The sequence below is a fragment of the Streptomyces sp. cf386 genome, assembly GCF_900103585.1.
Lineage (GTDB): Bacteria > Actinomycetota > Actinomycetes > Streptomycetales > Streptomycetaceae > Streptomyces.
The window spans coordinates 17152-34953 of the sequence record NZ_FNHV01000041.1 but is presented as its reverse complement, the minus strand read 5'-3'; the positions used below and the strand labels follow the sequence as shown (position 1 = coordinate 34953).

18 protein-coding genes and 3 pseudogenes are annotated in these 17802 nt (G+C 68.4%); 10 read left to right on the top strand and 11 right to left on the bottom strand.

Features of this window, described 5'->3' with window-relative positions; genetic code table 11:
* From BLU79_RS46585 to BLU79_RS46570, 3 genes are all read right to left on the bottom strand, one after another.
* A partial coding sequence (locus BLU79_RS46585) for a transposase (protein ID WP_143052605.1) occupies window positions 1–264 on the bottom strand: 264 nt, incomplete at its 3' end.
* A 962-nt stretch (window positions 265–1226) separates the two neighbouring features.
* Entirely contained in the window at window positions 1227–2201 is a 975-nt protein-coding gene (locus BLU79_RS46575; RefSeq protein WP_177001469.1) for an NmrA family NAD(P)-binding protein, read from the bottom strand.
* A 103-nt stretch (window positions 2202–2304) separates the two neighbouring features.
* On the bottom strand, window positions 2305–3120 hold the full coding sequence (locus BLU79_RS46570; RefSeq protein ID WP_218137848.1) for an oxidoreductase: 816 nt from the start codon (window positions 3118–3120) through the stop codon (window positions 2305–2307).
* 93 nt (window positions 3121–3213) lie between these two features.
* Here BLU79_RS46570 and BLU79_RS46565 point away from each other — a divergent pair, with 93 nt between their 5' ends.
* Window positions 3214–3795, top strand: coding sequence for a TetR/AcrR family transcriptional regulator (locus BLU79_RS46565; RefSeq protein ID WP_093912132.1), 582 nt, complete (start codon window positions 3214–3216; stop codon window positions 3793–3795).
* Here the strand turns inward: BLU79_RS46565 and BLU79_RS46560 are convergent.
* The 4 genes from BLU79_RS46560 to BLU79_RS46545 all read right to left on the bottom strand — a co-directional run bounded on the left by BLU79_RS46560 (window position 3764) and on the right by BLU79_RS46545 (window position 7725).
* A complete protein-coding gene (locus BLU79_RS46560) occupies window positions 3764–4333 on the bottom strand; it encodes a TetR/AcrR family transcriptional regulator (RefSeq protein WP_093912131.1) in 570 nt (189 codons plus the stop codon). The two genes, BLU79_RS46565 and BLU79_RS46560, sit on opposite strands and share 32 nt — an antisense overlap.
* A 218-nt stretch (window positions 4334–4551) precedes the next feature.
* Window positions 4552–5838 (bottom strand): SNG1 family protein, encoded by a 1287-nt coding sequence (locus BLU79_RS46555; protein ID WP_093912130.1) that lies wholly within the window; start codon window positions 5836–5838, stop codon window positions 4552–4554.
* Window positions 5835–6959 (bottom strand): 4Fe-4S binding protein, encoded by a 1125-nt coding sequence (locus BLU79_RS46550; protein ID WP_093912129.1) that lies wholly within the window; start codon window positions 6957–6959, stop codon window positions 5835–5837. The genes BLU79_RS46555 and BLU79_RS46550 overlap by 4 nt, the downstream gene beginning before the upstream one ends.
* Before the next feature lie 139 nt (window positions 6960–7098).
* Window positions 7099–7725: a TetR/AcrR family transcriptional regulator gene (locus BLU79_RS46545; protein WP_093912128.1), complete on the bottom strand. Its 627-nt coding sequence runs from the start codon at window positions 7723–7725 to the stop codon at window positions 7099–7101.
* A gap of 139 nt (window positions 7726–7864) precedes the next feature.
* Between BLU79_RS46545 and BLU79_RS46540 the strand changes: the two genes are divergently transcribed.
* Together BLU79_RS46540 and BLU79_RS46535 are read left to right on the top strand one after the other, a co-directional pair.
* The gene (locus BLU79_RS46540) at window positions 7865–8794 is read left to right on the top strand and encodes a haloalkane dehalogenase (RefSeq protein ID WP_093912127.1); all 930 of its coding nucleotides are present in this window, start codon (window positions 7865–7867) and stop codon (window positions 8792–8794) included.
* 27 nt (window positions 8795–8821) lie between these two features.
* Window positions 8822–11005 (top strand): MMPL family transporter, encoded by a 2184-nt coding sequence (locus tag BLU79_RS46535; protein ID WP_093912126.1) that lies wholly within the window; start codon window positions 8822–8824, stop codon window positions 11003–11005.
* 58 nt (window positions 11006–11063) lie between these two features.
* On the opposite strand, the gene BLU79_RS46530 is transcribed toward BLU79_RS46535, so the two are convergent.
* Both BLU79_RS46530 and BLU79_RS46520 read right to left on the bottom strand, forming a co-directional pair.
* Window positions 11064–11342: a hypothetical protein gene (locus BLU79_RS46530; protein ID WP_093912125.1), complete on the bottom strand. Its 279-nt coding sequence runs from the start codon at window positions 11340–11342 to the stop codon at window positions 11064–11066.
* 465 nt (window positions 11343–11807) lie between these two features.
* Window positions 11808–12062 (bottom strand): hypothetical protein, encoded by a 255-nt coding sequence (locus tag BLU79_RS46520; protein ID WP_093912123.1) that lies wholly within the window; start codon window positions 12060–12062, stop codon window positions 11808–11810.
* Between the two features lie 229 nt (window positions 12063–12291).
* On the opposite strand from BLU79_RS46520, the gene BLU79_RS46515 reads away from it, so the two are divergent.
* The 6 genes and pseudogenes from BLU79_RS46515 (at window position 12292) to BLU79_RS49670 (ending at window position 15673) form a co-directional block, all read left to right on the top strand.
* Window positions 12292–12993 (top strand): SDR family oxidoreductase, encoded by a 702-nt coding sequence (locus BLU79_RS46515; protein WP_093912122.1) that lies wholly within the window; start codon window positions 12292–12294, stop codon window positions 12991–12993.
* 31 nt (window positions 12994–13024) lie between these two features.
* Window positions 13025–13903: an alpha/beta fold hydrolase gene (locus tag BLU79_RS46510; protein WP_093912121.1), complete on the top strand. Its 879-nt coding sequence runs from the start codon at window positions 13025–13027 to the stop codon at window positions 13901–13903.
* A gap of 293 nt (window positions 13904–14196) precedes the next feature.
* Window positions 14197–14271: pseudogene (locus BLU79_RS49675) on the top strand (hypothetical protein); the annotation flags it as partial.
* A 67-nt stretch (window positions 14272–14338) separates the two neighbouring features.
* Window positions 14339–14782 carry a Rossmann-fold NAD(P)-binding domain-containing protein gene (locus BLU79_RS46500; RefSeq protein ID WP_093912120.1) on the top strand — a complete coding sequence of 148 codons (444 nt, stop codon included), beginning with the start codon at window positions 14339–14341 and terminating at the stop codon, window positions 14780–14782.
* 624 nt (window positions 14783–15406) lie between these two features.
* Window positions 15407–15493: pseudogene (locus tag BLU79_RS50225) on the top strand (hypothetical protein); the annotation flags it as partial.
* Between the two features lie 3 nt (window positions 15494–15496).
* Complete coding sequence (locus tag BLU79_RS49670) at window positions 15497–15673, top strand: hypothetical protein (protein WP_371132086.1); 177 nt, start codon at window positions 15497–15499, stop codon at window positions 15671–15673.
* Window positions 15674–15742: 69 nt separating this feature from the next.
* Here the strand turns inward: BLU79_RS49670 and BLU79_RS50220 are convergent.
* A pseudogene (locus BLU79_RS50220) lies at window positions 15743–15901 on the bottom strand (ester cyclase); the annotation flags it as partial.
* A gap of 58 nt (window positions 15902–15959) precedes the next feature.
* A complete protein-coding gene (locus tag BLU79_RS46485; RefSeq protein ID WP_093912119.1) occupies window positions 15960–17057 on the bottom strand; it encodes an NmrA family NAD(P)-binding protein in 1098 nt (365 codons plus the stop codon).
* On the opposite strand from BLU79_RS46485, the gene BLU79_RS49665 reads away from it, so the two are divergent.
* On the top strand, window positions 17046–17741 hold the full coding sequence (locus BLU79_RS49665; RefSeq protein ID WP_177001468.1) for a Rossmann-fold NAD(P)-binding domain-containing protein: 696 nt from the start codon (window positions 17046–17048) through the stop codon (window positions 17739–17741). The two genes, BLU79_RS46485 and BLU79_RS49665, sit on opposite strands and share 12 nt — an antisense overlap.
* Window positions 17742–17802 lie beyond the last annotated feature (61 nt).

Sequence of the window (17802 nt, the reverse complement as noted above, 5' to 3'; positions counted from 1 at the left end):
GACCTCGTGCAGCCGCTGCCAGACGCCGGCCTCGTTCCAGTCCCGCAGACGGCGCCAGCAGGTCATGCCCGAGCCGAAGCCGAGGTCTTGCGGCAGGTACTCCCACTGGATGCCGGTGTGCAGCACGTACAGGATCCCGCAGAGCACTTCGCGGTCCGGCAACGGCTTGCGGCCCGGATGCCGAAAGCGCCGCTCACGCTGAGGCAGCAGCGGCTCCAAGCGGTCCCACAGCTCGTCGGACACGATCCACGGTGATCTCCCCACAACCGGCCGAACGCGCAAATACCGCCTCGGACACGGCGATCAGCGCCGATGCACCTCATTGTGTTAGCCGTTGTAAGTCGCTCGTCGAGGGTGCGGTTGTCGGCGGTGAGCTGGCGGACTCTTTGTTTGAGGTTGGTGTTCTCCGTAGTGATCCGCTGGATGGCTTCCTCGGTCCACTCGGCTTCCAAGTCGCGCATCTGGCCAAGGAGCTCGCCAATCCGGATGCGCTGGGCAAGGATCTCGTAGTGGGCGACCTTGAGGGCTTCGTCAGCGTTCAGGGCGCGTTCGCGCCAGGTCGCCTCTCGCTCGTCGTCCTGCTCAGCAAGCATGCGGGACCGCTGTTCGCCGACCTGGTCCATCGCTGCGGCGACCGCGGATCTGGCCTCGGCGTTGTCGTAGATGAAGAGCCACAGGACCATCGCAACTCAGGTGCGGAACACCACGCGGTACGGAACCCACGACGTCCGGCTCAGCGGACACCGCGACCGCCACGGCGGTCCGCGCCGAAGCTCTCGCCGGCGTATGAAAGCCGCCCGTGTCCCCCAGGTGAACCTGGGGGACACGGGCGGCTTTCATACGCCTGATGCCTCATCAGAATGTGCGTCAGACGTGCGTCAGACGTGCGTCACGTGCGTCGCTCGTGCGTCAAGATATCGCCCGTAACGCCCACAGCGCACATAATGCACACCAGGCAAAACCGCAGGTCAGTGGCCCTTCTCGGTAGACTCAAGGATCGCGACGCACTCGACATGATGGGTCATCGGAAACATGTGCAACAAAAACACACGGAAGGAAACCGCAGCTCAGAAGCCCGCCCTCCACAAATCGGACACGATGTCGATGTGCAGTACGTGCAGAGTGGGCGCTACGTGCAAAATGTTGACGGCGTTCGTTCGGGCTGCGCCGGGACCTTCGGAGGACCGTCAGGGCTGCGGCCGGGCGCACCATGCCCGGCCGAAGACTCAGGCAGCCGCCAGCTTCCGGATGCGCGGGTGGTTCTCCAGCGCCCACCGCACGGTCTTCGCCGGGCGTCCGAGCAGGGTTTCCAGCTCGCCGGTGATGCCGCCGTATCCTCCGCGGCCGATGATCCGGGTCAGGGTCTTCAGGTGCTCCGCGATGTGCGGGTACGCGGACATGTGGGTGTCCACGTAGGTCTTGTTCCAGGTTTCGATGTCTTCGGGAACATAGGTGACCGGGCGTCCCAGCACGGCCGCGAAGTCCTCCGCGATCCCGTGCATGTCCTTGAACTCCGGGCCGGTGAGCGCGTAGGACTTGGAGATGTGCGGCTCCGGGTCGACAAGGATCTTCGCGCACAGTTCCGCGACGTCGTGACCGGCGATGGGTGCGAGCCGGTGGTCGGCGAAGGGCAGGCGCAGTTCACCGTCGGCCAGTGAGCTGAGGGCCAGCCAGGTCATGATGGGGTTCTCGACGAAGAAGCCCGCCTGGATGTTGACCGTCGGGAGGCCGGACCACTCCAGCACCCGCTCGGCGACCCAGTGGGCCCGCTGCTGCGGCGACCAGTCGGCGACGATTCCGCCGAGCCGCGCGCGCCGCTCCTCCTCCGGCGCGGTCATGTGGTCGAAGGTCATGAACGACTGCTCGTACTCGGAGATGTTGACGAAGACCTCGATGTCGCCCTGGGCCCGCGCCGCCGCGGCCATCAGGCTGACGGCGTCGGTGTAGTACGGCGACAGGCTCATGCTGAAGTAGAGGCGCCGGACGCCCTTCAGCGCGGCGGTCACGTCGGCGATGGTGAGCAGGTCACCGACGAAGACCTCCGCCCCGGCCTGGCGGAGCGAGTAGGCGCGTTCATCATCCTGCCGTACGAACGCGCGAACGGGGTGCCCTTGTTCGAGCAGCATGTCGACCATCATCCGGCTCACACCACCGATCTCGCCGGCGGCACCGGTGATCAGGATGGGATCGCGCTCTGGCATCAAGGTTTCCTCTGTCTGGTTGGGGTGGGGCAGTTGTCCGGAAGGGTGGGCCGGTGGGCGGTGACCGTCGTGCCGGGTGGCCGACTCCGCGTGAACCTGCGCGTCAGCCGGCCAGGCGGTTGATCTTGCGGATCTGCTTGTCGAAGGCCCGGGCGGGAACGAGACGGCGCAGTGTGCTCACGCGTCCGGCCAAAGAGCCGGCGGTGTAGCGCAGCTTCGGGCTGGCGTCGGTCGCCGCCGCGACGATCGCCTTGGCGACGACGGCGGGTGCGTCACCGTCCCTGACTGCCTCTGCCAACACACGGTCGACGGTCTGCCGTTGCTTCGCGTAGGCGTGCAGGGGTACGTCCGGCTTCGCGCTGTTGGCCTCGAATCCAGTCCTGGTGTAGGCGGGTTCGACGAGAAGCGACCGGATGCCGTGTTCCCGGATCTCGTGGTCCAGGGACTCGGAGTAGCCCTCGATCGCGTGCTTGGAGGCGGCGTAGACGGCCATGTACGGCTGGGGCATGAATCCGAGTACGGACGAGATGTTGATGATGCGTCCGCGTTTCTGGGCGCGCATGTACGGCAGGACCTCCGTCACCATGCGCATGACCCCGAAGACGTTGGTGTCGAAGACAGCCTGAGCTTGCTCGACAGAGGTTTCCTCCGCCGCACCCATCGAGCCGACGCCGGCGTTGTTGACCAGGACGTCGATCCGCCCGAACCGCTCGCTCACCTCCTGGACCGCCGCGGCGACCGAGGCGTCGTCGGCCACGTCGAGGTCGAGGAACGTCACACCGTCGAGCGGGGTGACGCGTGAGGTGTCCCGGCTTGTGCCGACCACGTCGAAACCCGCTGCGACCAGTGCGAGCGCGGTTTCCTTCCCGATGCCGGATGACGCACCCGTCACGAGTGCCACCGGCCGATCTGTCGTCATCATGACTCCCGCACTCATTGAAAAACCGATCGGTTTCCGTCACTGTAAACCGATCGGTTTCCGCGTGCAAGTTCAAGCAGGGAGAAGGACGGCATGGGCAGGATCAGTGCGCAGGAGAGGCGCGAGAGCGTGATCCGCGCGGCGATCGCCGAGTTCGCGATCGCCGGCTACCACGGCACCGCCACCGCGGCGATCGCCAGGCGGGTCGGCGTCACGCAGCCGTATCTCTCCCGGCTCTTCCCGGACAAGAAGGCGATCTTCGTCACCGCCCTGACGCGGAGCATGGAAGACACTCGCCTGGCTTTTCAGAGGGCGGCCGACGGGGTGGAGGACGGCGAGCGGGCCCGCCAGGCCATGACGGACGCTTACGTGCACCTGATCTCGACGCGCCCCGAGACGCTCCTGATGCAGATGCAGGGATGCGCCACCGCGGCGGCCGCCGAGGCGCAGGGCGATGACCAGTCCGGCGAGGTCGTCCGAGCCGGCTGGATGAGGATCTGGGAGACCGTGCACCTGTCGTTGGGTGCCGATGCCGGCCGGACCGCAGGCTTCTTCGCCTGCGGCATGCTCGGCAACACGCTTGCGGCTATTGGACTCCCCCAGAACGCCGGAAGGCGGGGAAGCGTTCCGGAGGGGCGATCCGTCAGCGCACGCCCGCCGCGTCGAGCAGGGTGATCACCGTGGGCGCGATGAGCCCCGTCAGCTGGTCCGCGCCGATGCCCGCGCGGGCGCTGCCACCGTCGAAGACCAGGCTGAGCTGCCGGGCCAGCAGGCCGGGATCGCTCGCTCCGCCCTGCTCGGCCTCGGCGCGGAAGAAGGCGGTCAGGTTCTCCTTGACCCCATGGGCGACCCGGCTCGCGGGGTGACTCTGGTCCTTGAGCTCGATCTGCGCGGCAAGGAAGGGGCAGCCGTAGAACTCGGGCGCGCCCGACTGCGATTCCACCTGCTCGAAGACGTGCAGGATCCGCTCCCTCGGGGAACGGCCGTCGTCCGCCGCGGGCAGGAGTGCCGCCACGTAGGCGGAAGTACGCCGCTCCAGACTCGCCGCGAGCAGTTCGTCCTTGCTCTCGAACAGCTGGTACATGGAGCGCTTCGACACTCCCGCCGCCTTGCACAGCGCCTCGACGCCAATGCCGACGCCGTCTCGGTAGGTGAGTGTGGCCGCCGCCTCCAGCAGCCGCTCCCTGGGGCTTTGTTTCACTTCGGTGGTCATACCGCGAGGTTAACCCAAAGGGAAGTAGATAAAAACCGATCGGTTTCCAGGGTGGCGTCCGCGCGGAGGCTCAACGACCGGCTCGTCGGCGACGGCCTGGGGGAAGACCGTCGCCGAGCCCTGGTGGTGTGCGTACCCGCCGTCCACGGCAGGGCGACACACACCGGGGCCACTCCGAGTGATGGCCCCGTCCTGGGGGATGCGCAGGGTGGCTTGCGCTATGCCGGGGCCGCCGTCTTCTCGGGCGTCGTCTCCACCGGGATGCGGTGCAGCCCCTTGCGGTCGTACCACCCCAGTACGCCGAAGCCGAACAGTGCGGCCGCCACGAGGCCGACCGCCATCATGACCCAGCCTCGGGTCAGACCCGCGTCGCCCTGGGCGTCGTGGTAAAGGATCGAGCGGATGCCACCCGTGATCTGCCGCAGCGGCTCGAACTCGGCAAGGAAGCGGTAGAAGCCGGGCAGCGCCTCGATGGGGGTGGTGGCCCCGGACGTCGGCACCGCCATCCCGATGAAGACCAGCGTGACCACCAGCATGCCGGGTGTGCCGAAGACCGCGAGGAGGCCGAGCGCGCCGATCCCGGTGACCGCGATGGCGCACACTGAGTACAGCCACAGCAGCGGCAGATGAGAGGCATCCATGCCCATGATGCCGACCGCGCCCGCCAGGACCAGGGTCCCCATCAGCAGGGACAGTCCGGCCATGAGGGTGCTGCTGATGACGAGGGTCTGCACCCGGGTCGCCCGGATCAGGGGGCGGTGCAGGCGCAGTGGGCCCATGTCGTTGTGGGTGTAGCCGAGGGCGTGGTCGACCTGGCCGCTGATGACGTTGGCAGAGAGCATGCCGACGACCACGAGGGTGAGCGCGTAGTAGAACGCCGTCAGGCCCAGGCCGCTGTGCGAGTCGAGCGGGTGGCCGTCCTCGACGGTGATGGCGGCCGGGTCGGCGAGCAGCACGCGTGCCGCGGCGGGCAGTTTCGCCTGCCCGGCTTCGATCTGCGCGGTCAGCTCCTTGCCCACGTGGAGCGAGGCGTTCTCGGCCGCCTGCGTCGTCGCCGTCCGGGCCAGGCCGGAGCCCAGACTGCCGGCCGACTGGTTGGTGAGCACCGTCAGCGTCGGGCGGGCCGGGGTTCCGGTGGTCGTGGTGCCGGTCAGGGCGGTGATGGAGGAGGTGAAGTCGGCGGGGACGACGAGCGCGCCGTACAGCTTGCCCTTGCCGAGTTCCTCCTTCAGCTCCTTCTCGCCCATCACCTTCCAGTCGATCTTGCCCTCGCTCTCGGTGGACTTCTCGATCGACTCGGTGATCCGCGCCCCCAGGTTGACCTGGCCCACTCCTTCGTCCGCGTTGACCAGGCCGACGGGCAGCTTGGTCATGTGATCGACCGGATCGATGTTGGCGCCGACGTAGAACACGGCGAACAGCAGCGCGAGTACGCCGGTGATGACGCCGTTGGCTATCCACAGAGGTTTGGCGCGCAGGACGCGGATAGGGTGAATGCCACTCATGACGTACGTTGCTCTCGCTCGATGGACACGGAACGCTTCGCCGGGGGCTGCCAGCCGCCGGTGACTTCCTTGACGGGCTTGTGGGGGAAACGGCGCCGGGCGTACTCCTGCGCGTGTGAGCCCGGCAGGACGTAGAGCGTTTCCTTCTTGTCCTGGAGCGGTCGCAGCACGGTGTCCATGAACGTCTTGCGGTCCTCCAGGTATGGGCCCAGGACGTCCTCGCCGGCGGGGCAGACGGCAAGGCAGTAGCCGGACTTGTAGCCGGGGGGCGAGCTCAGGCTCTGCCACATGGAGGCGCTCTCGGAATCGGTGACCCGGGAGCGGTAGTCGGCGGCGTCCTCGCTGTCGGCCACGGTCTGCGCCCAGTCGGTGAACCCGCTCATGAACTCGCGGTAGTTGTGCGTGGTGCAGGCCAGCGCGTCGAACGCGCCGTCCTTGGCGATGGCGCCGACCGGGCAGGCCGCGACGCACAACTTGCAGTCGATGCAAGGGTTGTAGTCCAGCGCCTCCCCGTACTCGCTCACCTCCGCGTCCACGAGGACGGTGACCAGGAGGATGAAGCTGCCGAACTTCGGGTGGATGACGTTGCGGTGCAGACCCATCACGCCGAGCCCGGCGGCCACCGCGACCGTCTTGTGCGCCACCACCCAGATCCGCTCACGAGGGAAGCGGTCCATCTCCTGGGGGAAGCCGACCGAGGGATTAAGTGCGCGGTACCCGGCGTCCTGGAGGGCTTGGGTGACGCTGCGCGCGGCGTGGTTGGCCTGTTCGTCGGTCTGGTGGAACTCCTGGTTGGCCACACTGCGGGCCGGGGAGCGGCAGTTGTCGCGGTTCATCCTGACCGCCATCGAGATGAGGGTACGGGTGCCGGGCAGCGCCGACTGCGCGTACTCGCGCTCCCCGGCCAGGTCGGGGTGGTCCAGGCTCACCGCGGCCGCGTCGTCCGCACCGGCCGCCAGACACAGCTCGCGCAGCCAGGCCGCGTCGATCACCGCCGGTGGGCGTGGAGCGTCACCGGCCCGGCGCCGGGCGAGTACGGCCTGTACCGACGGGTGGGCGGCCAGCTTCGCCGGAAGCCGGGGACTCGGTAGTTGCCCCTCGGCGTCGCGCGCGGCAGTCATCCGTGCTCCTAGTGACTCGGGTCGGGATTCGCCGCGCCTCCACGGCGAGAAACCGATCAGTTTCACCACCGTAAACTGATCGGTTTCCACACGCAAGCCCGAGTTGCGGGCCCGAATTGCGCCACCCCGGAGACAGCCCCTACAGGGCCGCGAGCCCCCCAGCCGGCTCCTCGCTGTCCCGCCACCCCGTCACCAACGCCCGCAGCGCCCGCTCGTAACAATCGGCGACCGCGAGCCCCGGCGGCTCGTTCCCGGACAGCACCAGGGAGACCAGGCCGTGGGCCATACCCCAGACCGACAGCGCGACGACCTCAGGGTCGGACGCGGAACCGAACTGCCCGGCCCGCTGCCCGCGACGCACGGCGTCGACGAGGGGCCGGTACGTCTCAACGACCTCACGCGGCCTGTCCGCACCGGACGGGCACTGGGCGCCGCGGTCGGAGAAGAGGATCGCATAGAGGTGCGGGTTGGCCACGGCATACTCGCGATAGGCCAGCCCGATACGGATCACGTCGCCGACCGGGTCGCCCGTCGGACGGACGGCGGCCAGACGCTCGGCGAAGAGGCGCACGGCCTCCTGATACAGGCTGCTGAGCAGGCCAGCCTTACTGCCGAACAGCGAGTAGACCGCCGTGGTCGAGGTCTTCACGTCCGCCGCGAGCTGCCGCAGGCTCAGCGCGGCCGCGCCTCGATCGAAAACCGTGGCGGCCGCGCGATGCAGAAGCCGGAGCCGCAGCGATTCGTCATGTGTCTTGGGTCTGGCCATGACGTCAGCGTATTGCAACGCCGTTACAAATCCACCCTTGACGGCGGCAGATAAGTCAGCAGCCGAGCGCGGAGTCAGAGCCAGGACACAGGTAAACCGATCGGTGTCGAGCAATAAAAACACTGTTATGGTTCCTCGTATGGACATCGAACGCACACCTGACGCGCGCTTCGACGGCCTCTCCGACTGGCCGTACCGGCCCCGGTACGTCACGGTCGGCGAGGGCCTGCGGATGCACTACGTCGACGAAGGACCGTCCGACGGACCGGTCGTGGTCCTCGCTCACGGCGAGCCGACCTGGGGCTACCTCTACCGCCGGATGATTCCCGGCCTGGCGGCAGCCGGCCGACGCGTCCTCGTTCCCGATCTGATCGGCTTCGGCCGCTCCGACAAGCCGGTCGACCGGGCCGCGTACACCTACGAGTCCCACGTGGCCTGGACCGGAGACTGGCTGGACCAGCTCGGCCTCGCGGACATCACCCTGTTCGGTCAGGACTGGGGCGGGTTCCTCTTCCTCGTGCACGTCGGGCTCACCCTCGACCGTTTCGCGGCCGTCGTCGCCGCCAACACCGGCCTGGCGGCACCGGAGGTCATGGCCTCGTTCACTCCGGAGCAGTTCGCGCCCGCGGCCGGTGCCTTCCTGCACTGGCTGGAGCAGTCCGAGTCACCGGACCTGACCGCCTCGTGGGCCGTCGGCAGCCCGGACAGCGCTCTCAACCAGACCGCCCACGTCCTCAGCCAGGAGGAGGCGGCCGCTTACGACGCTCCGTTCCCGTCCCATCGGCACTTCGCCGGCGTACGGCAGTTCCCGCACCTCGTACCGCTCGACGCCGCCGACCCGCCCGCCTCGATGCTGAGCCGGGCCTGGGCGGGGCTGACAGCCTTCGAAAAGCCCTTCCTCACCGCCTTCGCCGCGCACGAGGACATCACGCGCGCCTTCGAGCAGCTCTTCCAGCAGCACATCCCGGGCGCGAAGGGCCAGAGCCATCTGACGGTCCCCGACGCCGGCCACTTCCTGCAGGAACAGCAGCCGGACCTGCTGGTCGAGGCGATCCTCAGCCTCGCCTGAAAACCCAGCGATCATCCAGGAGAATCCATGTTCGAGAAATTCGGGCGCCTGCTCCACCGCAGACGAAAGCCCCTGCTGATACTGACCGTGCTGTTCGCCGTCCTGTCCGGCGCCTACGGAGCCGGCGTCTTCGGCTCCCTCACACCGCTCGGCTTCCAGGACCCCGGCTCCGGCAGCGAGCGCGCGGCCCGGATCGCCGAGAAGGCGTTCCCGCAGCGGACGCCCGATGCGGTGATCGTCTACCGCGACGAGGACCGCACCGTCGACGACCCGTCCTTCCGGCAGGCGGTCGTCAAGCAGGTGGAGTCCCTGCCGAAGGCTGACGTCACCAGCTACATGCACTACTGGCAGACCAAGATGCCGGCGCAGGTCAGCCACGACCGGCACGCCACCTACGTCGGGCTGAACTTCCACGGCAGCAGCGAAAAGGCCAAGGAGGATGCGTACAAGGCGATCAAGGACAAGATCCCGGCTCCCGGCCTGGAGACCCTGCAGGGCGGAACGGTGCCCACCGGCCACCAGGCCAGTGAGAAGATCGAACACGACCTGAGAACCGCGGAAATCATCTCCGCCCCCGTGCTCTTCCTGCTCCTGCTGGTCGTGTTCGGCGGTCTGGCCGCGGCCTTCCTCCCCCTCATCGTCGGCGTGCTCTCCATCCTCGGGTCGATGGCCGTCCTGCGGACCATCGCGAACATCACCGATGTGTCGGTGTTCTCCATGAGCCTGGTCACGATCCTGGGTCTCGCGGTCGCCATCGACTACGGCCTGCTGATCGTGAGCCGCTACCGCGAGGAACTGGCGGCCGGCTACACCGGCGAAGCGGCGATCGGGCGCACCATCGCCACGGCCGGTCGCACCGTGGTGATCTCCGGCACCACGGTCGCGGCGGCGCTGGCCGGCCTGACCCTCTTCCCCTCGACGTTCCTGAAGTCGATGTCGTACGGCGGTGTGGCCGCGGTCGTGCTGGCGGTGCTCTTCTCGCTGGTCGCGCTGCCCGCGGTGCTCGCCGTGCTGGGCCCGAAGGTCAACGCCTTCCCGCTACGCCGCAAGAAGGCCGTGCGGCCGACGGCGGAGGGTGAGGGTTCCTGGTACCGGTTCGGGCACGGACTGATGCGGCGTCGATGGGTCGTGGTGGTGGGGGCGGTGGGCCTGCTGCTGACGCTCGCCCTGCCGTTCTCAAAGATCGAGTTCGGCTCCATCAACGCGCAGCAGCTGCCGAGCAGTTCCGAGGGCCGCCAGGTCTTCAACGCCATGGAGCACGACTTCGACGGCGACGCGGTGAAGTCCATCGACTCGCTCCTCGTGCTGAAGTCCGACGGGACCTCGAAGGAGCAGGGTGCGGCTCTGAAGGCGTACGCCGAGCGGCTCGGCGCCACCGAGGGCGCCACGAGCGCCCGGATCAGCGGCGTGGAGGGCACCACGGCCCGGGTCTCCGTCACCTACGACGGCAACCCCATCTCGACCCACGCGCGCGACCTGGTGAACCGGATCAAGGAGGTACCGGCACCACCGGGCGCCCAGGCATACATCGGCGGCGAGTCGGCGATCTACGACGACACCCTGGACGCGCTCGGCGAGACCCTGCCGTGGATGCTGCTCTACATCGCGGTGATGACGTACATCCTGCTGTTCCTCGCGTTCGGCTCGGTGCTGCTGCCGCTGAAGGCGATCGCGATGAACATGCTGTCGCTGACCGCGACCTTCGGAGTCCTGGTCTGGATCTTCCAGGACGGCCATCTGGGCGGCCTGCTCGGCTTCGATCCCACGGGCAACATCGAGCCCAACATGCCGATCATGCTGTTCGCGCTGATCTTCGGACTCTCCATGGACTACGAGGTGTTCCTGGTGTCCCGGATGCGGGAGCAGTACGACAAGCAGGGCGACAGCACGGAGGCCGTGGCGACTGGGCTGCAGTCCATCGGCCGCCTGGTCGTGAGCGCGGCGCTGCTGATGTGCGTGCCGCTCGCGGCGATCGGGATGAGCGATGTGCTGACCATCAAGCTCTTCGGCGTCGGCATGGTGTTCGCGGTCCTGGTGGACGTGCTGGTCGTGCGCATCCTGCTGGGAACGGCCGTCATGAGACTGCTGGGCAGGGCGGCCTGGTGGGCTCCGGCACCACTGGCACGCTTCTACGACCGGTTCGGTATCAAGGAGACCGACGTGCTGGCCGACGACACCGCCCACAAGCCGGTACCCGTCGGCGTGGGCTGACCCCTGGGAGCGGGGTGCCGGTGACCACGGGCACCCCGCCGGGGACTCACTCCGCCGGCTACTCGTCGGCACCCCGCCCGGGGTCACTCCGCCGACCGCTCCCCCGTCCGGCAGGCACTGCGATCATGGCGACGATGGTTCGCGTCCTCTTGGGCCAGCCGCCGCAGAAGCCTGACGACGGCTCGAACAGCACAGTGAGGACCACAGCCCGCTCGGCGAGGGCGATGCGGTCCTCGATCCCTTCGAACTGCGCGAAGTCCAGGTCCGCGGTGGCGGTGGCGAGCCGCGCGTAGGGGGTCAGGTCCTCGCCCGTGCAGTCGGTACCGAGGCGGCTCAACGCCGCGAGACTCTCGGTGTGCTGTCGCTTCCCATCTCGAACTTCGGCGGATTCCGAGCCAGACCATGACTGACCCCTCACCCCACATCCGCGGCGAGGCCGTAGAACCCCGCTGCCCGGCCCTCGAAAGGCCGGCACGCCGTTCCCTGTACGTCCGCGCTGACACGCCTGCGCCTGCCGCTGGGGAAGGCTCTCGAGCTGACCGCGCTGCCGCCGCTCTCGTCCTGGGAAGTCAACGTCCGCCCGCCGTCGACACGAGCGCCATCGCCGCGCATTTCCGTTCCCGAGGAGGGAGCCAGCGGCGGTGTCGACTGCGCCCGTCCCGACGAGCCGTCGCCCCCTGCCGCGGCGCCGACCCCGACCGCCGCTCCCAGCACGCCCAGCGCCCCCACGAGCGACGCATCTGTCACACCGCCGGACCACATCGCCGACGAGGAAACGAGCCCTGCCCCGGCTCCACCCCCCTCACCGAGCGCGAGCTCCGCCCCCACCGGCCTCGTGGGCCTCCTCGGCTCCCTCCTCGGCGGCAGCACCGAGCAGCTCCAGTCCGGCACCCGACGTCAGCCCCTCACCCCACTCGGCCGCTCCGACGCCGACAGCGGCCACAGAACCGTCGGCCCCACCGTCCGCACCCCACACATCGCCCTCCCCCGACCACCGGACCACCGACCCGCCGCCCCGACCAAGGCCCACCACGGGGGCCGCCCGCACCTGCGACATCAGCGATCTCAATCGACACGGTCGGGAAACTCGGCCTCAAACTCCAACTCGGCCTGGATGACGCCGACATCGACCAGGCCGGACAGACAGGTGGAGAGCTCACCATCCCCGGGATCCACGGGTACGGCACGCCACGGTGAAGTCTGGGCCTCTGCTGGGCTTGCGCCTGGAAACCGATCGGTTTACTGTGGCGGAAACCGATCGGTTTCACACTCTCGTGGAGGCAGTCATGACCGCTTTGAAGGGCGCCAACGTCTTCGTCACCGGCGGCAGCCGGGGCATCGGCAAGGCGCTGGTGGAAGAGCTGTACGCGCGCGGCGCCGCCAAGGTCTACGCCACGGCCCGCGACCCGCGCAGCGTGACGCACCCCGACGCGGTCCCGGTGGCGCTGGAGGTCACCGACCCGGCCTCCGTGGCGGCGGCCGCCGCACAGGCGCAGGACGTCACCGTGCTGATCAACAATGCGGGTGCCGCGGTCGGCGCCTCCTTCCTCGACTCCCCGGTCGACGACGTACGCAGGGAGTTCGAGACCAACTTCTACGGCCCGCTCCTGGTCACCCGCGCCTTCGCGCCGATCATCGAGCGCAACGGCGGCGGCCACATCCTCAACGTTCACTCCGTGCTCTCCTGGCTGGCCCTCGGCGGCTCCTACAGCGCCTCCAAGGCCGCCCTGTGGTCGCAGTCCAACTCCCTGCGCCTGGAGCTTCAACCGCGCGGCATCGCCGTCACCGGACTGCACGTCGGATACGTCGACACGGACCTGGCGGCGGGCGTCGACGCGCCCAAGTCCAACCCTCGTGACATCGCCGCCCTCGCCCTCGACGGGGTCGAGACGGGCGCGTACGAGGTGCTCGCCGACGACATCACACGTCAGGTCAAGGCCGGCCTGGCCGGCGACCTGGCCGGGCTGTACGAGCAGCTGGCCAGGTAAGACAGGGAAGACAGGACAGGGAGACGGCAAGATGCCCAGCCAGGAGTCACGTCCCACGATTCACATCCCGGGGACCACCACACACACCATCGCTTCCCGCGCAGGACGTGACGGCCACGAGGGAACGCTGCGCTACCTCAAGGCGGGCAGCGGTGCCCCGCTGGTCCTGCTGCACACCGTGCGCACCCAGGCCGAGCACTTCCGCTCCCTCATCCCGCTGATCACGGACCAGTACACCGTGTACGCCCTCGACCTGCCGGGGATGGGCTACTCCGAGATCGTGCCCGGGGCGTCGTACGACGAGCCGGCCATGCGCGCGGGCGTCGAGCGGCTCCTCACCGAACTCGACCTGCACGACGTGACGTTGGTCGGGGAGTCCATGGGGGCGGTGCTCGCCCTGACCGTCGCGGCCGATCTGCCGGAGCGGGTGCGGCGTGTCGTCGCGGTGAACACCTACGACTTCCGTGGCGGGATCGCACGCTCCAGCCTCCTCGCCCGCGTCGTGGTCAGCGGTGTTCTCGCGCCCGGAGTGGGCCCGGTGATCGCCGGTGTGGAGCCCAAGCCCGCCCTCCGCAAGATTCTTCAGGGCGGCCTGGGCGACAAGAGCGCACTGCACGAGGACTACGTGGACGAGCTCCTCCAGGTGGGCGGCCGCCCCGGCTACCCGACCGTCGCCCGGGGCGTTTACCAGAACCTGCCCAGCCTCATCGCGGCCCGCTCGCGCTACCCCGAGGTCAAGGCCCCCGTCCACCTCGTCTACGGCGAGAAGGACTGGTCCCGGCCCTCGGACCGGGAGGCCAACAAGAAGCTGCTGCCGGCCGCCGACTTCACGCAGGTGCCGAAGGCCGGCCACTTCATCGCCCTGGAACGGCCCGACGTGCTGGCCGACTTGCTGAACGCGGTCGGGTGACCGCCCCGGACCACTGTGGTCACGCCCGATCGGGGGTGTCGCGTGGACGGAGACCCGATCAACCTTCTTCTCGAGAAGACGTCGTGGCCGGCAAAGGAGCGGCACATGACGGAAATCCAGATCGAGGTCGACGTACCCGCGGAGTTGCGTGACGGCACGGTGCTGCGCGCGGATGTCTACCGGCCCGGCGGCAGCGGACCGTGACCGGTCCCGCCGAACAGGCTGCCATACGGGAAGCAGATGCCCATGGCGGTCGCGATCCTCGATCCCCTGGCGGCGGCTCGGCGCGGCTCATGGTGGTCATCCAGGACACCCGCGGCCGGTTCGCCTCCGAGGGTGAGTGGGAACCGTGGACGCACGAGGAGAGCGACGGGTACGACACCGTACGGTGGGCTGCCGCCCTTCCCGGCGCGAACGGCTCCGTCGGCCGTACGCGTGATCTCCGTCCGCTTCGCCCCGACCGTCCACGGCGAGGGCGACGCCGGCTTCATCTCCGTCGTCGCCCGGACCGCCCGGCGGCGCGGAGCCTCCGTGTACACGGGCGAGAGCGGCAACCGGTGGCCCGCCGTGCACCGGTCCGATGCCGCACGCCTCGTCCTGCTCGGGTTCGAGAACGCCCCCGCCGGCACGATCCTGCACGCCGTCGCCGAAGAGGGCGTGCCCGTCCGCCAGATCGCCGAAGCACTCGCAGACCGCCTTGGCGTGTGGGCGCAGTCGGCCCCGGCCGAACAGGTCGCCGACGAGATCCCGTTCGTCGGCCGGTACTTGGCCGGCGACTTCCCGGCCACCAGCACCAAGACCCGCGACCTGCTCGGCTGGGCTCCTGTCGGCCCCACGCTGCTGGACGACATCGCCGCGGGCCACTACGACCAACCCTGAACGCACCGGAGGACAGCCACGAAATGGGGAGATCCGGCGGCCGCACCACTTCATCAAGGCAGGCCACCACTTCCCGACAGCATGACCCGGCCGGCCTGAGGCGAGGCCAGGCGCCGCCAGTCCTCCCGCCGGATCGTCGTGGAGCGCACCAACACCGAGTCGAGGCCGGTTGCACCTGCGTGTACCTGCACCATGCCGGGACGGCCACGCCGCCGGCCGAGCTGTGGCAGCACGTCCAGCCGGCGGTGGTCGTCGCGTTCGGCAGCCTGCCGCCCGCCGACGCGCAGTCACTGCGTCGGGCGGAGATCCCGCTGCTCGACGGCGTGTTCACACCGGACGGCACCAGCCTGACCGGGCTGTGCCAGGAAGACATCGGACGGCTGAAGACCGACCACCTCGTGGCCCGCGGGCACCGGCACATCGGCATACGTCGCGCTGGACGACCCGCGAGAGCGGCCCTTCTGTCTGCCACACCTGGAGGGAGCCACCCGGGTCTGCCGCGATCTGGGACTGCCGGCGCCGCAGGTGGTCAGCATGCGCTACTCGCGGGCCTGCGCCCGGGCCACCGTCGCGTAGTAGACGCGGGGCGCCACCCCGGTCACGGCGGTCGCCGCGTTCAACGATCTGATCGCTCTCGCCCTCCTGGCGAGCTGCCGCACGCAGCGCATCGAGGTCCCGGACGACCTGGCCCTCGTCGGCGTCGACGACCTCCCCGTGAGCTCGCTCGCCGTACCGGCCCTGCCCACCATCGGGATGGACCTCACCGCGGCGGCCGGCGATCTCACCGTCGGCATCCTCGCAACGGTCGGCGCTCCGGCCCCGGCTCCGGCAGCGCCGGGGCGACCTGGCGCGGGCGACATCCTCGCCCTCATCCAGGGTGAGACGACGTAGCCAACGCCCTTCAGGCCGACTGCGCGCCGCCGCTGATCTGCCCCGTCGATGTCGACCGGGTTTGCCGCTGGCGGCGAGCCCGAAGGCGTCTCCGGTGTGGGTCCCGGTCATGCGCCAGTGGAGCACCACCCAGCCGCCAGGAAGCTCCTGCTGGAAAAGGATCCGGTGCTGTATGTCGGTGAATCCGTCACGGACCGCCGCGATCGACACTCGCATGCCGTCGATGCCCCAGGCGGCGTCAGTGGCGGCTCCAACTCGCGCGCCGCGACCCGCAGCACGGTGCTTGTTACAACTTGCCGGTCCTGAAGTCCGCGCTGCTCTTGAGAACCGCGGAGTCCATGCTCCAGTTCTCCGGCTGGACCCTCTCCCAGAGACTTCCCTTGCCGAGTTCCCTGCCCAACTGGTCCTCCCGACGGAACCACTCCTCGGCGCTTCTGATCCTGTCGGGGTGGATTTCGTCGAGCAGGGCGTAGTCCCTGGTGATGATCCCGTGCTTCCATACATTCCAGAAGCCGGTGAAATTGTCACGGAAACTCATGGTGCTCTTGTCGTCGGGGTCGGCGTTGTATCCGGCAGGGTGATCTGCAATCCCCGTCAGGTCCGGACTGTTCCAATACGCGTCCAGATCGGTGTCGATGTACTGCGCCGGGTGTCCGGTGACCTTCTCGAATGCCGCGGCCATGTCGGCATAGGTCATGTGCTCGATGGCGACTTCGAGGTCCATGCCGTTGGCCCGTTCCGGGTGGTCGAAGAGCCAGCGGACATAGAAGCCGCAATCTTCCAGAGCCACGTGCGGGACGGCCCCCTCGCCGAGCGGGACTCGCCACGTGACGACACCGTCCTCGACGGTGGGCGTCATGGGCGTGAGCGGTGAGATCACCATCTCGATATAGGGACCCGAGGTGAAGACCGCCGCTCCCATCCGGTCCCTGTTCTTTTCGTTCTGGAACAGCACCCATTCGGCCATACGACCCTTGCCGTCATAGTGGCCGGTGCGGAACCTGGAGTCATAGCCTGATTTCTTGAGGGCGTAGTCGAGGTTTCCGTAGACGAAGAACTTGATACCTTCTTCGATCGCTATCTCATAAGTGCGGATGGCCCAGTAGGTCTCCGTTTTCTCGCCGGTGTTGAACCCGTCGATGTTGATGAACGCCCCGTCGCAGCCGCGAAATCCTTCGCGCAGTACGTCCTCATCGGCGAACGTCCCTTCGAGGACGGAGACATTGCCGAGCGCGACGAGCGCCTGAGCCCGGGGGGAGCCGGCATCCCGGGTGAGGACCTTGACGGAGTACTTCTTGTCGGCAACAAGAGCGCGGACCACGGGCATCCCCTGGGCTCCTGTGCCGCCGATGACGAAGATGGAGGAGGTGGCATGAGCAGGCATGGTTTTGACTCCAAGGTGGAAACCGATCGGTTTCCAACACGGTACACCGATCGGTTTCCGGGCGGCAAGCGCCCTGACATCCTCACCGACCCCGACCCCGACCCCGACACCACACAGACCGCGGTGGACGCGGCGAGCGAACCAGACCCAATGCGCGTCGCGGTCAGCTGCGCGGTCATCGCGACACCCAGCCGCATGCTTCCCACAGTGGGCCACCGCACCTGGACGCCTTCGCCCGAATCCGAGCCGGTGGACGGCGAGCGCGGCGCCCTCGTCGCGCCCCCTTCGGTCGCCGCTTACGACAGCCAGATCGGCCAGGCCGCCTACAAGGGCGGGGTGTCCGCCCTCACGCTCCCCGCCGCCCTGGTACGGCACATCGCCGGGAACCCCATGCTCAACGGCGAGGTCATCCGCCTCGACGGCGCTCCGCATGGCACCTCGCTGATGGACGAGACGCGGCACGGGGCGCATCGATGCCCGAACACCAGCTCACTCGGGAATTCTGGGACAGCAGAAAGCGAATTTGCGCAGCCCAGCACCCCAGGCCCAGCAAGCGCGGCAGGTCACGGACCTACCTGGTCTCTTCCGGGACATCTGACCACGAGGGCGCCCTGGTGTGCGCACCGACAGTCTCTTCGACGGTGCACCGACATCTTCAGTCCCGGCATCGCTCACGAAGCGTGACCAGCAAGCCCAGTAGGCGAGCACTCAAGATCACGCTCAACGGCTATCATCTGGCAGCCAC

Coding starts and splice junctions, on each gene's coding strand:
- BLU79_RS46575 (WP_177001469.1), bottom strand. CDS start 2,201: ATGCCAGAGCGCGATCCCATCCTGATCACCGGTGCCGCCGGCGAGATC.
- BLU79_RS46570 (WP_218137848.1), bottom strand. CDS start 3,120: ATGACGACAGATCGGCCGGTGGCACTCGTGACGGGTGCGTCATCCGGC.
- BLU79_RS46565 (WP_093912132.1), top strand. CDS start 3,214: ATGGGCAGGATCAGTGCGCAGGAGAGGCGCGAGAGCGTGATCCGCGCG.
- BLU79_RS46560 (WP_093912131.1), bottom strand. CDS start 4,333: ATGACCACCGAAGTGAAACAAAGCCCCAGGGAGCGGCTGCTGGAGGCG.
- BLU79_RS46555 (WP_093912130.1), bottom strand. CDS start 5,838: ATGAGTGGCATTCACCCTATCCGCGTCCTGCGCGCCAAACCTCTGTGG.
- BLU79_RS46550 (WP_093912129.1), bottom strand. CDS start 6,959: ATGACTGCCGCGCGCGACGCCGAGGGGCAACTACCGAGTCCCCGGCTT.
- BLU79_RS46545 (WP_093912128.1), bottom strand. CDS start 7,725: ATGGCCAGACCCAAGACACATGACGAATCGCTGCGGCTCCGGCTTCTG.
- BLU79_RS46540 (WP_093912127.1), top strand. CDS start 7,865: ATGGACATCGAACGCACACCTGACGCGCGCTTCGACGGCCTCTCCGAC.
- BLU79_RS46535 (WP_093912126.1), top strand. CDS start 8,822: ATGTTCGAGAAATTCGGGCGCCTGCTCCACCGCAGACGAAAGCCCCTG.
- BLU79_RS46520 (WP_093912123.1), bottom strand. CDS start 12,062: ATGTCGCAGGTGCGGGCGGCCCCCGTGGTGGGCCTTGGTCGGGGCGGC.
- BLU79_RS46515 (WP_093912122.1), top strand. CDS start 12,292: ATGACCGCTTTGAAGGGCGCCAACGTCTTCGTCACCGGCGGCAGCCGG.
- BLU79_RS46510 (WP_093912121.1), top strand. CDS start 13,025: ATGCCCAGCCAGGAGTCACGTCCCACGATTCACATCCCGGGGACCACC.
- BLU79_RS49665 (WP_177001468.1), top strand. CDS start 17,046: ATGAGCAGGCATGGTTTTGACTCCAAGGTGGAAACCGATCGGTTTCCA.
- BLU79_RS46485 (WP_093912119.1), bottom strand. CDS start 17,057: ATGCCTGCTCATGCCACCTCCTCCATCTTCGTCATCGGCGGCACAGGA.